The 15,213-nt window shown below is 48.6% G+C and carries 19 protein-coding genes and 1 riboswitch; of the genes, 4 read left to right on the forward strand and 15 right to left on the reverse strand.

What is annotated here, in order from left to right; translation table 11 throughout:
• Positions 1-79 precede the first annotated feature (79 nt).
• Positions 80-436, reverse strand: coding sequence for a HesB/IscA family protein (locus KNP03_RS02895; protein WP_214825027.1), 357 nt, complete (start codon positions 434-436; stop codon positions 80-82).
• Between the two features lie 98 nt (positions 437-534).
• Positions 535-676, forward strand: a riboswitch (FMN riboswitch).
• Positions 677-839: 163 nt separating this feature from the next.
• Here KNP03_RS02895 and KNP03_RS02900 point away from each other — a divergent pair.
• Positions 840-1,427: an ECF transporter S component gene (locus KNP03_RS02900; RefSeq protein ID WP_214825037.1), complete on the forward strand. Its 588-nt coding sequence runs from the start codon at positions 840-842 to the stop codon at positions 1,425-1,427.
• A gap of 59 nt (positions 1,428-1,486) precedes the next feature.
• Here KNP03_RS02900 and KNP03_RS02905 read toward each other — a convergent pair whose 3' ends face one another.
• The 3 genes from KNP03_RS02905 to KNP03_RS02915 all read right to left on the reverse strand — a co-directional run bounded on the left by KNP03_RS02905 (position 1,487) and on the right by KNP03_RS02915 (position 3,849).
• Positions 1,487-2,026, reverse strand: a complete 540-nt coding sequence (locus KNP03_RS02905) for a 2'-5' RNA ligase family protein (protein ID WP_214825040.1) — start codon at positions 2,024-2,026, stop codon at positions 1,487-1,489.
• 164 nt (positions 2,027-2,190) lie between these two features.
• Positions 2,191-3,411 carry a NupC/NupG family nucleoside CNT transporter gene (locus KNP03_RS02910; protein WP_214825043.1) on the reverse strand — a complete coding sequence of 407 codons (1,221 nt, stop codon included), beginning with the start codon at positions 3,409-3,411 and terminating at the stop codon, positions 2,191-2,193.
• Between the two features lie 201 nt (positions 3,412-3,612).
• On the reverse strand, positions 3,613-3,849 hold the full coding sequence (locus KNP03_RS02915) for a YuzB family protein (RefSeq protein WP_214825046.1): 237 nt from the start codon (positions 3,847-3,849) through the stop codon (positions 3,613-3,615).
• A 98-nt stretch (positions 3,850-3,947) separates the two neighbouring features.
• On the opposite strand from KNP03_RS02915, the gene KNP03_RS02920 reads away from it, so the two are divergent.
• On the forward strand, positions 3,948-5,003 hold the full coding sequence (locus KNP03_RS02920) for an NAD(P)/FAD-dependent oxidoreductase (protein WP_214825049.1): 1,056 nt from the start codon (positions 3,948-3,950) through the stop codon (positions 5,001-5,003).
• A 179-nt stretch (positions 5,004-5,182) separates the two neighbouring features.
• On the opposite strand, the gene KNP03_RS02925 is transcribed toward KNP03_RS02920, so the two are convergent.
• On the reverse strand, positions 5,183-5,467 hold the full coding sequence (locus KNP03_RS02925) for a YuzD family protein (protein WP_214826208.1): 285 nt from the start codon (positions 5,465-5,467) through the stop codon (positions 5,183-5,185).
• A gap of 98 nt (positions 5,468-5,565) precedes the next feature.
• On the opposite strand from KNP03_RS02925, the gene KNP03_RS02930 reads away from it, so the two are divergent.
• On the forward strand, positions 5,566-5,823 hold the full coding sequence (locus KNP03_RS02930) for a NifU family protein (RefSeq protein ID WP_240544461.1): 258 nt from the start codon (positions 5,566-5,568) through the stop codon (positions 5,821-5,823).
• A 19-nt stretch (positions 5,824-5,842) separates the two neighbouring features.
• On the opposite strand, the gene KNP03_RS02935 is transcribed toward KNP03_RS02930, so the two are convergent.
• Positions 5,843-6,622: a TIGR01457 family HAD-type hydrolase gene (locus KNP03_RS02935; RefSeq protein ID WP_214825052.1), complete on the reverse strand. Its 780-nt coding sequence runs from the start codon at positions 6,620-6,622 to the stop codon at positions 5,843-5,845.
• A 4-nt stretch (positions 6,623-6,626) separates the two neighbouring features.
• Positions 6,627-7,070: a DUF86 domain-containing protein gene (locus KNP03_RS02940; protein ID WP_214825055.1), complete on the reverse strand. Its 444-nt coding sequence runs from the start codon at positions 7,068-7,070 to the stop codon at positions 6,627-6,629.
• 158 nt (positions 7,071-7,228) lie between these two features.
• Between KNP03_RS02940 and glpX the strand changes: the two genes are divergently transcribed.
• Positions 7,229-8,209: a class II fructose-bisphosphatase gene (gene glpX / locus KNP03_RS02945; RefSeq protein ID WP_214825058.1), complete on the forward strand. Its 981-nt coding sequence runs from the start codon at positions 7,229-7,231 to the stop codon at positions 8,207-8,209.
• Between the two features lie 45 nt (positions 8,210-8,254).
• Here glpX and KNP03_RS02950 read toward each other — a convergent pair whose 3' ends face one another.
• From KNP03_RS02950 to KNP03_RS02985, 8 genes are all read right to left on the reverse strand, one after another.
• On the reverse strand, positions 8,255-8,920 hold the full coding sequence (locus tag KNP03_RS02950) for a DUF975 family protein (RefSeq protein ID WP_214825061.1): 666 nt from the start codon (positions 8,918-8,920) through the stop codon (positions 8,255-8,257).
• Positions 8,921-9,020: 100 nt separating this feature from the next.
• Positions 9,021-9,326 (reverse strand): hypothetical protein, encoded by a 306-nt coding sequence (locus KNP03_RS02955; protein WP_214825064.1) that lies wholly within the window; start codon positions 9,324-9,326, stop codon positions 9,021-9,023.
• Positions 9,327-9,470: 144 nt separating this feature from the next.
• Positions 9,471-9,851, reverse strand: a complete 381-nt coding sequence (locus KNP03_RS02960) for a YutD family protein (RefSeq protein ID WP_214825067.1) — start codon at positions 9,849-9,851, stop codon at positions 9,471-9,473.
• 47 nt (positions 9,852-9,898) lie between these two features.
• The gene (locus KNP03_RS02965) at positions 9,899-11,245 is read right to left on the reverse strand and encodes a bifunctional metallophosphatase/5'-nucleotidase (protein ID WP_214825070.1); all 1,347 of its coding nucleotides are present in this window, start codon (positions 11,243-11,245) and stop codon (positions 9,899-9,901) included.
• Positions 11,246-11,254: 9 nt separating this feature from the next.
• Positions 11,255-12,100, reverse strand: coding sequence for a DUF72 domain-containing protein (locus KNP03_RS02970; RefSeq protein ID WP_214825073.1), 846 nt, complete (start codon positions 12,098-12,100; stop codon positions 11,255-11,257).
• Between the two features lie 16 nt (positions 12,101-12,116).
• Entirely contained in the window at positions 12,117-13,298 is a 1,182-nt protein-coding gene (locus KNP03_RS02975) for an MFS transporter (RefSeq protein ID WP_214826211.1), read from the reverse strand.
• A 109-nt stretch (positions 13,299-13,407) separates the two neighbouring features.
• Positions 13,408-14,727, reverse strand: a complete 1,320-nt coding sequence (brnQ, locus tag KNP03_RS02980) for a branched-chain amino acid transport system II carrier protein (RefSeq protein WP_214825076.1) — start codon at positions 14,725-14,727, stop codon at positions 13,408-13,410.
• 199 nt (positions 14,728-14,926) lie between these two features.
• Positions 14,927-15,196, reverse strand: coding sequence for an acylphosphatase (locus KNP03_RS02985; RefSeq protein ID WP_214825079.1), 270 nt, complete (start codon positions 15,194-15,196; stop codon positions 14,927-14,929).
• Positions 15,197-15,213: the final 17 nt, after the last annotated feature.

A 15,213-nucleotide genomic window follows, 5' to 3' on the forward strand; every position in this document is an offset into this window, starting at 1 on the left:
TATTCCCTTTCCCCCATCTTCCATAACGGATTCAATGGCACAAAAAAAGACTATGGACGAGAATCCATAGTCAAACGTCTTAGCAGTCTCCCGGGGTTCCAGCGTTTGTGGCAGTCCGGAAACTCGACCCGCAGCCACACGTTGCGATGGCATTCGGGTTTTTGATCGTAAAACCGCCCCCGAGCATCGATTGTTTATAGTCGATTTCTAATCCGTCGACAACAGGGTGATCGGCTTCTGCTACAATGACGCGGACGCCATGATGGTCGAATTGGACGTCTTTGTCCGTTTTCTCTTCATCAAACCCCATTCCGTAGGAAAGTCCGGTGCATCCGCCACCTTGCACTTTGATCCGCAAATATTGCGCCTCGGGGCGTTCGGTCTGTTTCATCATCTCCTGCACTTGAAGTGCCGCTGACTCTGTCAAATGAATCATGTGAACTCCTCCTCGATTTATCTTCATTTCAAGTCAATTGACTTGTGATTTCGTGAATTATCTTGTATAACTAAACTGTAACAAAAAAAATTAAATCGTTCCATCTTCGGGGCAGGGTGAAATTCCCGACCGGCGGTATTGAAGACAAGTTCTTCTCAGCCCGTGAGCGAGCAAGGCGTTGCTTGCTGATTTCGTGAGATTCGAAAGCCGACAGTATAGTCTGGATGGGAGAAGATGGCGGCATCCGACCGATATCCGGATGTTTTCTTTGACGTGGACTCTTCCACATCGGAAAACATCTATTTCGTATGCGCGTAAACTCTCCCGATTGTCTTCATTGCAATCGGGTTTTTATATGCGACGGGTGCCATTCATCGAGGAGCGACCAAAAGGAGAGATTCTGATGAAAACCACGCGTAACAAACGATTGACGACTTTGGTGACACTGGCGATGCTCGGGACGATTTCATTCGTACTCATGCTGTTTAACTTCCCGTTGCCGTTCTTACCACCATTTTTGAAAGTCGACTTTAGTGACATTCCTGCTTTGATTGCCGGGATTGTGTTCTCACCACTTGCAGGCGTCGCGGTCGTCGCATTAAAAAACGTACTCTATTACATCTTCAATGGTGGCGGCGTCCCTGTCGGAGAAGTCGCGAACTTTTTAGCCGGTGTCGCATTCATGTATCCGGTCGCTTGGTTCTACCATAAACGGAAGACAAATAAAGCACTCGCTTCTGGCTTACTCGCCGGAACGATTACGATGGCACTCAGCCTGGCTATTTTGAACTACTTGATCATCCTTCCAGCCTACGCCTACTTCTTCGGAATGGCAGATATGGCAGAGCCTGCTGTGAAGACTGACCTTGTCCTATACGGAATCCTTCCGTTCAACTTGATTAAAGCACTTTTGATTAGCGCACTCTTCGTCCCACTCTTCATCAAATTGAAGCCGTGGATTGAACGTCAGCGCATGCAACTTCAAGCGTAAACGATAAGTAAGCACCTAGATTGAATTCTAGGTGCTTTTTCTATGTATATTTCCATCCTTCAATGACGAAGTTTTATTGTATAGAGGGTCTCCACATGATTAGGCTCAGGGACTTGAATCAATGCTAAGGACTCAATCTTCCCTTCGATTTTTTGAATACGCTTTGTCAAATACTGAAATGCAGCTACTATCTGCGTGTCGGATAAATGATTGGCCAACGTACAGTGGGGGATCCATTTGTTCGGTATGTATAATGCATCCGAATAATCGTCAAAATTTCCGTGTTGCGCATGGTGACTTTGATGAAGCCTGGATAGTCCATCATTCAGCGTCGGAGCTAAATATATTGCTTTCGAGTCAATGAAAGTCCCTAGCGATTCAAAATTGATTGGAACCACTTGCGTTTTGGAATAATGCCGCGACAACCACTCGATATACGCATCTACGGCTAACGTTTTATAGCTCGCCAACGTGATATGCGGACGTAGATTTTTCAATTCAAACGCGTAGCTGGAGATCCCTTCTTCTTTTAACGCACGCCAAAGTTTCTCCACTTCCGCATCCGTCCTCTCGTCAAAATAGGCTACTAGAGCATACATTACAACCCCTCCTCACCTTTCATAATAGCGCACTCCAGGATTTATTTTGTAAATTTTTCTAAGCAAATTGGTTATGCATTAAACATCCCCTACTCATTCCTTCGTTGCTGATCATTGAACACAAAAAAAGCGACCACCGAAGTGGTCGCTTTTTACGTCTTCTATTAGAGAAGTCCGATAAGAAGTCCAGCAAGTGTTGCTGACATCAAGTTTGCAAGTGTACCCGCGAGAATCGCAAGTGCACCCATACGTGCGATGTCACCACGACGGTTTGGCGCCATACCACCAAGACCACCGAGGAGGATTGCAAGTGACGAGATGTTCGCGAATCCACAGAGTGCGAATGCAGTCATCGCTTCTGTACGAGCTGACAATTCACCTGTACCGATGATTGGAGCGAACTCAGAGAACGCGACGAACTCGTTCAAGACAAGTTTTTGACCGAGGAAGCTACCGAACTGAACAGCGTCTGCCCACGGTACACCGATGATGAACGCAAGTGGTGCAAAGACATAACCAAGGATTACTTGAAGTGAAAGTGCATCATATCCGAACAATCCACCGATTCCACCAAGAATCAAGTTCAAGAGCGCGATCAACGAGATGAACGCGAGAAGCATCGCACCAACGTTTAACGCGAGGAAGAGACCGTCAGAAGCACCACGTGCCGCTGCATCAACGAAGTTTGCAGGCTTGTTCTCTTCATCTTCTGCGATTTCGATGTCATCATCCACTTCTTCTGTTTCAGGGACGACGATTTTCGCAAACATAAGACCAGCAGGTGCTGCCATGAAGCTCGCTGCGAGCAAGTACTCGAGCGGCACACCGAGTGCCGCATATCCAGCAAGTACTGAACCGGCTACTGAAGCGAGTCCCCCAACCATTACGGCGAAGAGCTCAGACTGTGTCATTGTTGGAAGGTAAGGCTTGATGACAAGCGGTGCTTCCGTTTGACCAACGAAGATGTTCGCTGTTGCAGAAAGTGATTCTTTACGTGATGTACCGAGTGCTTTCGAAAGGGCTGTACCGAGAATACGGATAACCCACTGCATCACACCGATGTAGTAAAGGAATGCGATTAACGATGACATGAAGATGATGATTGTCAATACTTGGAAAGCGAAGACGAAGTTACCTTCTCCAACTGCTGTCCCGAAGAGGAAGCTGATCCCGGCATTTGCCGTGTTCAATACTGCCTGTACCCCTTCAGAAATCCATTTTAGTGCTGCACGACCCCAGTCTGAATAAAGGACGAGGAATGCGAACGCGAACTGAATCGCGAATGCAGCAAGAACTGTACGCCATTTGATGGCTTTACGGTTGGTAGAGAAGATGAAAGCGATTGCAATTAGTGCTACGATACCAACCAAACTCATGATAGTCATTGATCATGTACTCCTTTCGATAAAAGAACGATTATATATGTGTCATACCCGAAAAAAGATATGTCCTACCGTTTGAAACGCTTTCTTTTTGTCGTTGTTAAACGTCAGACAACCTACATTCGAACCTCTTAGAATATAACATCCCTTTTTTTAAAATGCAACGGGTCAAAACAAAAAAGTTCGAGGTTCCCCCCAAACTTTTTACCAGGCCATCTCTTCTATTTTTTCATACACCTTGGTGACCAGTTCTTCCGGTGTCTCCCCAGTCACGACCTCTCCGTCGACCAGACAAAACAGGTCGAGTGAACAGACGCCACAATAGCCGGTACACCCGTATTCGACAACATCGAGATCCGGGTCGGACTCTAATTTCGCCCGTGCAATTTGTGAACCCATCGCCAGATTGGAGGCGCAAAACTCGATAATTGGATTGATCATTTCTTTCACCATCTTTCTTTACGTGAATTATCGGAAAATGGTTCTTCTACGGCAGATTATAACATGATAAAGTTGAAGAGTAACAAAGGGGGATTCTTATGCGCAAATTAGTCGTCTTGGGTGGCGGTTACGGGGGAATGCGTGTCATTGAACGTGTCCTTGGGCATCAATTGAAGGACGTCTCGATCACACTCGTCGACCGCTTACCTTATCATGGATTAAAAACAGAGTATTATGCGCTCGCTGCAGGCACGGTCTCAGACCGCGACATTCGTATCGATTTTCCGGAAGGGATCGAGTACATATACGGACAAGTCGAGTCGATTGACACGGATACTAAAATGGTCGGCCTCGCGAGCGGAGAAAAAGTTCCGTATGACGACCTCGTCATCGGCTTAGGCTGTGAGGACAAGTACCATAACGTCCAAGGGGCTGCTGAATTCACGTACAGTATCCAAACATTGGAGGAGTCACGAAAGACGCAACAAGCGATCAACGGACTCTGTCCAGGTTCTGTCGTATCGGTTGTCGGAGCCGGACTCTCCGGAGTCGAACTCGCGAGCGAACTTCGTGAGAGCCGTCCTGATTTGACGGTCCAACTGTTCGACCGCGGACCGTCTGTATTGTCGTTCTTGTCGAATCGTGTCTCGATGTACGTTCAAACCTGGTTTGAAGATCACGGCGTAGACGTCATCAACAACGCCAACATCACGCGTGTCGATGCGGACGGGCTTTGGAATCACGAGGACTATTTTGCTTCCGATCTCATCGTCTGGACGGCTGGGATTCAACCGGTCGCTGTCGTTCGAAACCAGGGCTGGGAGCTCGACGGTGGCGGGCGGGTCAAACTGACTGAGCATCATTTTGTTCCAGGCTTACCCGATGTATTTGTCGTCGGTGACAATGCGAGCCTTCCTTACGCCCCTTCCGGGCAATTGGCGGAGGCACAGGCAGAACAAATCGTCCAAGTATTATTATGTAAGTGGAAAGGCGTCACGTATCCTGACTTACCTGACATCAAGCTGAAAGGGACGCTCGGGTCTCTTGGGAAAAAGGCTGGTTTTGGAGTATTCATGGGGAAACAATCACTCACGGGTAAGGTCGCGCGACTGCTCAAGTCCGGTATTCTTTGGAAGCATAAAGTCATTAAATAAAACAAGCGGAGCGCTTCAGACGCTCCGCTTGTTTTATTATGAACGACCGTGATGTCGACTTATATGACTTATATGACTTATAACTGCTCCGTTGTTGTTACGAGTTGCTCGGATGAAATCGCAATCTGATTTGTCGCCTTTTCAAGCTCGACGATCACATTTTCCACTTTTGTCACACTTCATTTTTTCGTATCAATGGCCGCATAAATCTTCCGTAACTGCACCACACCTTCATCTACGACCTCTCCATCGAGCAAAACGAGCGGATAAAACCACTCATCTTCTTTGATCGCTTGGGCGATGTCATCGTCTGATTGCTCAAAATCGATGTATTCAAAGTCAAAGGTATGCTCCGGATATTTTCTACCGAGCGCACTTTGGAGCCAATCGTATGTCTCAATCGAGCTCGGCGCCCCTACGCAGCTCGCACACTGGACTTCCGCTCCATAAACCGTGATTTTCATCTTCATTCCCCCTCCTCCTCATTATACAAAAATGAATTCGGTTCGCCCGAAAGAACGCTCGGTGTAAATGATTGAGAAACAATCTCAAACTTGCTAGAATGAAGAAGAACGAGAAAGGGGTAGATACCATGGAAATGTTTGATCAAGTCCAAGAAGTACTCGATAAATTACGTCCGTTCTTGCTTCGTGACGGCGGCGACGTTGAACTCGTCGATGTTGAAGAAGGCATCGTCAAGCTTCGTTTGATGGGTGCTTGCGGCAGCTGCCCGTCTTCAACAATCACGTTGAAAGCTGGGATTGAACGTGCGCTCATCGAAGAAGTACCGGGAATCGTTGAAGTTGAACAAGTATTCTAATAAAAAAGGGAGACATACGTCATCCCTTTTTTTCATGCTTCCATTCATCTAAACTCTCGACCATGTAGGTCGGGAGTTTTTCTTGTTCTTGGATAAAAGCCGGACCGTGAACGCCGGAATTGACATGGAGGGTACGGATGCCCCCATTGATCCCGAACAGAATGTCCGTATGGTAGTTATCCCCGACCATCACGACGTCCCCTTTTTGGAGTCCGATCATTTCCAAGGCAATGTCGATCATGACCGGTTCCGGTTTACCGATGAAAAACGGTTCTTTTTCCGTCGTAACGGTCAATACAGAAGTGAGCGCCCCATTTCCCGGTAACAAACCGCGCTCCGTCGGAATGGCAATATCGCCATTCGTCGAGATAAAACGGGCACCCGAACGAATCGCAATCGCTGCTTTTGCCAGTTTCTCATACGTAATATGACGATCGAGGCCGATAACGACATAGTCTGCCTTCGCCTCATCCGTTACATGGAAGCCGCGTTCTTCAAGGGCAATGCGTAATCCTTGTTCCCCAATCATATAAACGGTCGCACCCGGCGACATCTTCTCGATATAGTGAGCCGTCGCCATGGCACTCGTCAAAACACGCTCCGCTTTAACGTGAACGCCCATCGAAATCAGTTTATCTGCGACCTGCTGCTGTGTCATCGATGCGTTGTTCGTGACGAACAAGTACGGAAAACCCGTCGCCTCAAGTTCATTCACAAAATCGACGGCTGCATGAATCGGCTCCGTCCCTGCATACATCGTGCCATCTAAATCAAATAAGTATCCTTTAATCGGTTCCATCCAATCACTCGCTTTCTGGTAAGAATGCGGACACCGGTCCGAGCTCGGCTTCTAGATAGCGACGAACTTTGTCTGGAAATGCCTCGAATGCCTGTTTTGACTCGGTCATCCACATGTCGAACGACTTCGCGTCAGCCTCGACGAACTCTCGTACATAGTAGCTACGGAGGCCCACTAACGCCTTTGTCGCCTCTGCGGTCTGCGCATCGAGCACACGCTCGTCCAACAAGATTTCGACGATGTCTTCATAGCTTCCCGGATCCCGCATGATGAAGCCGTCAATCATCGAATTCCCGACGTCGATGACCCCTTCCATCAACAAAACGGCCATGCGTTGTTTGGCCAACTCCAACGTGAACGGATTTCCATCCAGTCCTTCGTATTGCGCAAGCATCGTTTCCATAAGGTTCAGTGTCTGATTAATTTTTTCTCTATCCACAAAATACATGATGATCCCCCCTGCCCTTAATACTAATCCTTTTTTTAGCCAGAGAAAAGAACCACCCCTATTTACATCATTTATTACATTGTGATACACTAATCCACGGATTTATTCGTAAAAAAGTATAACACATTAAATAGATTTGACGTGGAGGGTACAACACTATGGAACGTGAATTAGCTTTAGAAATCGTACGGGCAACAGAGGCGGCGGCACTCGCTTCCTCAAAATGGATTGGACGCGGTCAGAAGAACGAGGCGGACGATGCCGCGACTTCTGCCATGCGTGAAGTGCTCGGAACGGTCAACATGGATGCGACAGTCGTCATCGGTGAAGGGGAACTCGATGAGGCCCCGATGCTTTATATCGGTGAACGACTCGGCACCACGTTCGGTCCAAAGGTTGACATCGCGGTCGACCCGCTCGAAGGCACTTCGATTGTCGCAAAAGGTCTCGGTGACGCAATGGTCGTCATCGCGGTCGCTGATGAAGGGGCCCTCCTCCACGCACCAGATATGTATATGGACAAACTCGTCGTCGGTCCGAACTTGAAAGGGAAAGTATCGCTTGATGAGCCACTCGAGTCAATCATCGAGAAAGCAGCGAAATACAATAACAAACGGATCGAAGAAGTGACCGTGATCATGCAAGACCGTGACCGCCATGAACATTTACGTCAAGCGGCGATGCGCGTCGGTGCCCGCGTCAAACTGTTTGAAGATGGGGACGTCTCAGCCGGAATTGCGGCCGCAGTCAAATCGAACCCGATTGATATCTTCATCAGTACCGGTGGCGCACCGGAAGGCGTCATCACGGCAGCAGCCGTCAAAGCACTGGGCGGAGACATGCAAGCCCGCCTCCACCCGATGAACGACGAAGAGACGGCTCGTGTCATTTCAATGGGCATACAAAACCCGCTCCAACTGCTCACACTCGATGACCTCGTCAAGAGTGACGATTGCATCTTCGCTGCGACCGGCGTCACTTCAGGTGAACTCCTTGACGGCGTCAAATTCTTGACGGACGATATCGTTGAAACGACATCACTCGTCATGCGCTCAAAAACGCGTACGATTCGTAAAGTCGTAGCGGAACATTATTTATCACTTAAGCCATACCTGCAAAAAGAGAAGGCTAACGTCTAATAAAAAAACGCTTCGCTCAATGAATTGAGCGAGGCGTTTTTTGAATTAGAAAGCTTGTTCCGGTTCATCCGTCATGCTTGTGCCCGTTTCCCCACGAACCGAATCATAGAACGTGGCGTACGTCACCGAGAAGTATGGTCCGATGAAGAAGAACCCGATTCCGAGTGTCATGAGGCCGACCAGGAACCAGCCGAAGAACGAGAGTGACAGCTTGAAGGCTTCCATCTTATGCCCGTCCATGAGACGGCGCGACTCCGTAATCGCTTCAAGTGCTTTCAGTTCAGGTTGATCGCGTAAAATATAGAACGTCAGTGAGTAAGAGAATGCTTTGATGATCCCCGGTACGAGCAACAATAACGACCAGAGTACAATGAACAAAGTGACTAAAAATGATACGATGACATGCTTCACATAGCCATTTCGAAAAGGCTCAAACAATTTCGAGACAGCCGGTTTCTCGCCACGTGAGACGGATAATGCGAGCCATGTCCAACCGATTGAGAGCGGTGCAATCAAAATCGTTAATACGTTTGAAATGAATGACATCGTGACATCCGTCGACGTGTACGGTTGCGGATCATTGATTTCGTAAGTTGGAGCGAACCATTGCGGAATCCCGTTGAGGATGACGAACAAGAGTGCAAGCCCCGCCATCAGCCACCATTTCCCTTTCATCATGCTTCGTGCGTGTTGTTTCCATTCAGATCTCATGCGAACCCCATCCTTTTTCATAGTCTTATTTAAGTGTACGTGAAATCCGTTTGACACGTTTCAAAAAATAAGAAAAAAGGGAAAGGTTTTTCCCTTCCCTTTACTGAATCATGACATTGCCTAAAAAGAAATGAGACATCGAAAGAATAAACAGGAGCACACCAATCGACAAGACGATATGCGACGTCACGTTGAACAGCCGGTTTCGTAAAAATGACTGACCGTATTCAAAGCGACGGATGAAAAAGACGTGCACCAGCTCGAATAAAAGTACTGCGGCAGTGAAATAAAATGTCATAATCATGTGGAACCCGAAGAAACCGACAGAAAGTAGCCCCAACCCGAGGTTATGGATTCGATTATGGACGTCATCACGATCCCCGACAGTCGTTTGTACATGTTGCATCCAATCACCTCACATGAAAAAACAAAAGCGCGTAGCTATCCTTAATTACAATCTATCACAATTTTCCAACCTCTAAACTCGAGAAGGCGACTTTTTACCTAAACGAAATATTTGGAAATCAATTGTAATAAAAAAAGCGCTGATTTATTCAGCACTTCCTGTTTGTGGCTCATTTGGTTTATTGAACTTACGCTTCAGCTTTAATTTTTGTTTCGTCCCGCCGAAGACCGGTCCACTCTCTTCTTCGTTGATTTCGGTCTCTTTTTTCAGAATGAAATAGGGACAACCAAAGTTGCAATACTCATACACGTAATCCATGACATGATCGATTCGGTTCTCAAATGTAGCATGCTTCGATTTCGGTTCATAAAACCCTTTTAACCGAAGTTGCCCATGTCCCCAGTCGCCGACGATATAATCATATTTATCCAACACATCACTATATCGCGCGATAAACGCTTCTTCGTCGAAGCCTTCGCGTTTCTCCTCGATCACGGTATATCCGTGGCGATTCACTCGAATCATCATTCCCACCTCCACTGTTTTATCATACCATGCACATGGCGCCATCCCTATTCTTTTTGAAGGAGATGATGGCGGTCGATAATCGTTTCTCGCAACACATCTCGGAGCAGCTCCGGCATGTAATATCGTCTCTGTTGATCGGCCAAATAAGGCAACAGCGGACCAAACGTCAGCATATCGACCGTTGCGACACGATATTGACGACTGTCCTGAATCGGTTGTCCGGCAACATGGTAGTGCCCGTCGACCGCCTCGACTTGATACAGGCTCGGCTCTCCGAGCACCGTCCCTCTAAATCCGAGTCCACGCACACGCATCGTCGTGAACGTCTCTTCCTGGACGTCATCCAAAAAGCGTCTCAACGTTTTTCCATCCAGCGTCACCAGACAGGGATTGATCGGATGCGGACAGATTCGATGCAGCATGTTCAACGTGACTTTCCCCCGCTCCAACCCTTCAAGGACGACACCAGAAGGAATGATTCCGAGGTCTGCGTCACACCAGTCCGCCAACCCTTCGACTAACAAATCTCCTAGCGGAGAGGGACCGAACCAGTCACTGCCATACCCTTCCGTCTCCGCGATTGTCACATCGAGTAACCGATTGGCTTCCTCATGCTCTGACCGTAAAACGTGTAAGGTCGCTTCACTTTTCGTGTGGTGGGTCAGGTCATGAAGTCGTGCCTCTTTTTTAGTCACACCGGTCTCGTCAAGCGACAAGGTCACTTCCCCGACATACTGCCCGTACTTGCCGGCCTGGGCAATCAACACCCCATTGGTCACGACCCCTTCGTCCAACACATGATGGGTGTGTGCCCCGAGAATGACATCGATTTCCGGGAAACGCTCCGCCAAGCGTTCATCGGCATAAAAACCGAGATGGCTGAGGGCGATGATAACATCACATCCTGACAGTTTCCCGATCGCCCGTTCTGCCGCCTCAATCGGAGACTCAATCTGCCAACCGAGCGCAGGATACAACTCTTCATAAGGGGCTGTCACGCCGAACAACCCGACGGTCACCCCGTTTTGTTCGACGATCAGCGTTTCTTTCGCCCAGTCCGGTCTTTCCCCATTCGCTTCGTACACGTTGGCTACTAACACCGGGAATGTCGCTTCTTCATAAAGTTCTGCCAACCAGTCATGAGGGAACGTGATCCCTTCATTGTTCCCGATCGTGATGGCCGTCGGTTGCAGCGATTCCAACAGACGAACGTTCAGTTTTCCTCGCGTCACCTCGGTGGCGGGATGCGTCCGGTCCGCATGGTCACCCAAATCAAAGTAAAGCGTGTCCGCAGTACGACGATCCTCTAAAAAAGAGACGAGCTGTGGCCATTGGTCGAACTTTGAATGCAAGTCATTGTAATGAAATATCGTTAATTGGGTCACGGCCATTCCTTCTTTCTAAAACAGGCTTATTTGTCTCGGAGCGAGCTCATATTCCAAACCAAGGATCTCAATCAACCGTTTCGCATTCGGTGCCGCATCCCCAGCCGAGTTGTTGTTGAAATAAACATAGACATCCTTCGCCTCGCGGTCGATCTCACGTAGTGCCTCCGCCAATTGTTGCAGCTCGTCCTCGCTGTAATCATATAAACAGCGGACGTGCCGCCATTCCTGACTCGTCATCCCCGGTTTTTTCAACCAGCCCGATGTATTGCGACCGTGGAGCCGTACGACTGCCACTTCCGGGTGTGTGACGACCGGAACGAACGGAATACTGCTCTCTTTCGTCTGTGGTTCGTCACAAATCGTATTGATGAACCGCTGTTCCGCCAGAAAACGGAGTGTCCGGTCCCGGAACGCTTCCGAGAACCAGGTCGGGTTTCGAAATTCAATCGCAACCTCGTAGCCTCTCAATTCCTCCCGAATCGTACGCAAATAATCAAGATGCGGCTTCGATACGTCAAACCAGGGCGGCAACTGAACGAGGACTGCCCGAAGCTTACCCGCTTCTTTCAACGGAGCGACCGACGTCCGGTAGCGCTCGAACAGTTCATTCAGCGGCGTTTTCGGTTCCCGGTCGTGTCCACTCATTTCCCGGGAAACTTTCACAATGAACTGGAACGCATCAGGCGTTTCATTGTTCCACTTTTCAAAGTTCTTCACGGGTTGAATGGCGTAAAAAGTAGAATCCACCTCGACTGTCGGAAAATGTCCGGCATAGGTCGATAACTTATGTTTTCGTTCTTCCGGTGTCGTATAAAGTAAATCATGGTCTCCCCAACCTGTCACACCAACGTAAATCATCGTATTTCCCCCTCTATCAAGAATCCGTGATCATCGATGCCTTCCGTCTCGACCAGCTCCATGTCCCGAAATAGGTCACGATCAGTAAGACGAGTCCCATGATGAACGGGTATCGCATATCGAAATCAAAGGCAATCCCAGCTAAGGTCGGTCCGATGATATTGCCGATGCTCATATAAGCCGTATTCATCCCCATCGCGAACCCCTGCTCATTTCCGGCCATTTTGGAGACGAGCGTGTTCAACACCGGACGTAAAATCGAAGACGACAAAAAGATGACGAGCGTCACGACAAAGAAGATATTGTACGTATCCGCAAACAAGGACAATAGGAAGCCGAACGAGGCAAGTCCGATGAACAGCAGGACGACTTTGATTTCTCCTGCGAGTGACACGAGCCGGTCCACCGCAAACAACTGGACAATCACACTGACCAGACCAGTCCCGGTCACCATCAGTGCGATTTGTTGCGGTGTCGCCTGGAACATTTCGCTCACATACAACCCAAGCACGGACTCATATGCCATCAACCCGAATGCCATGACCATGTTGATGATCAGGACAAAAAAGAATGGTTTCTTTGTCGAAGACAAAAGTTGCCGCGGGAACGAAACTTGTTCGTCCGAGACGACATACGGTTCCCGGTCCGGTTCTTTTAACAAGAAGTAAGATGAGATGACGGCAATGAACGAGACGATGGCCGAGACGAGCAACGGCGTCTTAATTCCGAAATCGGCAAAGAAACCGCCAATCCCAGGGCCGATGACAATGCCAAGCGACATTGCCGCGGAAATGTAACTGTTGCCTCTCGCCCGGTGCTCAAGACTCGTGATGTCCGCGACATAGGCAAAAATAGCTGGGATCAACAAAGCAGCACCGACTCCACCGATGGCCCGTGACACGAGCAGGACGGACAAATTGTCCGAAAGATAAAAGACTGCCATCGACACGGTAAAACCGATCAATCCTAAAATAATCATGAGTCGTCGTCCATAGACATCAGCCCATTTACCGGCTACCGGAGACATGACGAGCTGAGCCCCTGCAAAGACGGAAATCATGAGACCGGCAGCCGTACCGCCTTCGCCGATCAACTTCAAATAATCCGGAATAATCGGAATGATGATCCCGAACCCCGCTACGGCGATGAACATGTTCAACATGAGGATCGCCAATTGTTTTTTCTGTTTTGTCGTCAACACCTGTCACTTCCTTTTCATCCTTTCATTTTACTGTTTGACGTCAGGAATGGGCAAACGATAAGACAAAAAAAGACCGCCCCTTCTTAAAAAAGGAGCGGTCTACTTGTTAAGAGATTCTTGATTGTGCGATGGGCTCTTGCGTGTCACGTTTTGGAAGGAACAGCGTGACGAGGTAGACGACCAACGTCGGTACCGACCAGGCAAGGTTCATATCGGCCAATGGCAGGTTTGTGATCCATGCTGTGACAGCGGATGGTTGCATACCATGTACCGTCTCAAAGAGCGAGAGAACGAGTGCGACGTAAATCGTCGCTCGCATCGCCACATTCGGATTGCGCTGGATCCGCTCGGTCACAGATACGAGCACGAGTGCGATCATGACCGGATAGAGAAGCGTAAGGAGCGGCACCGCGATTTCAATCAACGTATTCAATCCAACGAGTGAAATCATGAAGCCAAACAATGTTGTCGCGATGACCACATGATGATACTTAAGATTCTCGAACTGGTTACTGATAAAGCGAGAGAACTCGGAGATGAGTCCGACCGCTGTCGTCAAACAGGCGAGGAAGACAGCCAATCCGAGAGCAAGCATCCCGAATTGTCCATATGATGAGCCGGCGAACGCTTGGAGAAGAGATGCTCCGCTCGTCGTCCCTTCAGCACCGGTCATGTTGGCACCGATTGACCCGAGTGAGATATAGACGAGCATCAAACAGGTCACCGCAACGATCCCTGCTGAACGAAGCAATGAGGCGGCTTCTTTTTGGTCATTCATGCCGTTCGCTTTCAACGTCACGAGGACAATCGCGCCAAAGACGAGGGCACCGAAAACGTCCATCGTCAAATAGCCTTGTTGGAAACCTTGTCCGAGGGCACCAACCCATGTCTCATACCCTTCCGCTGGTGTACCCGGCTCACCAAGTGGCGCCAAAAGGTTCGTGATGCCGATCGATGCGAGCAAGAATAAAAGAATCGGCGTGATGATTCGCCCGATGATTTCAATTAACTTCTGCGCTCGAAGCGTCAAGAAGAATGTTAAACCAAAGAAAACCGTTGAACTGATGGCAATCGTCGCGGTCGAAGGACCATCAAGAAACGGCAAAAGCGCCATTTCGTATGTGACAGCCGCCGTTCTCGGAATTCCGAAAAATGGTCCGATGGCAACGTACATTAATCCTGTCAAAAGTAAGGCTAAACGTTTAGGGATATAACGTGCAATCTGGTGAGTCCCTCCACCTACACGCGCAACCGCAAACAAGGCGATAAGCGGTAAACCGACACCCGTAATGACGAATCCAATCATCGCTGGGACGATATTTTCTCCTGCCATGGCACCGAGCTGCGGTGGAAACAGCAAGTTCCCGGCACCAAAGAATAAAGCAAAAATCGTAAACGCTAACGGGAACAATGTCGATTTTTTCATACAACTACCTCCACATACTGGTATTCCGAACGAACTTTACGAAAAGATAATAACTAAATTTTCTGACAATATATCGCTTGGTCTATTCCATTATACACACTTCATATTGTTTGACCACCCCAACTCAAAAATCAATGTCTGTTTTTCGAAAAAAAGGTGTAACAAAAATCCTCCCTGGTCAAAGGGAGGATTGAATCGTTTAATAACGGATGTCGAACGTACGGTGTCCTTCACTCGTCACGTCGGTTTCGTCGATTTGTTCCACCCCGACGAACCGATTCCCGTCTTGAAGTGCCTGCTTGAAGGTCTCGTAATCACGGGCATCCCCTTCAGCATGAAGCTCCACCGTCCCGTCATTCAAGTTTCGGACCCATCCTTTGATGTGATAACGCGTGGCCGTCTCTTGCGAAAAATAACGGAACCCGACACCTTGTACTCTTCCAGAAATGATCAAATGTTTCGCAACCATCGTGAACGTTCCTCCTT

The organism is Exiguobacterium algae, assembly GCF_018617875.1.
Taxonomy (GTDB): Bacteria; Bacillota; Bacilli; order Exiguobacteriales; family Exiguobacteriaceae; genus Exiguobacterium; species Exiguobacterium algae.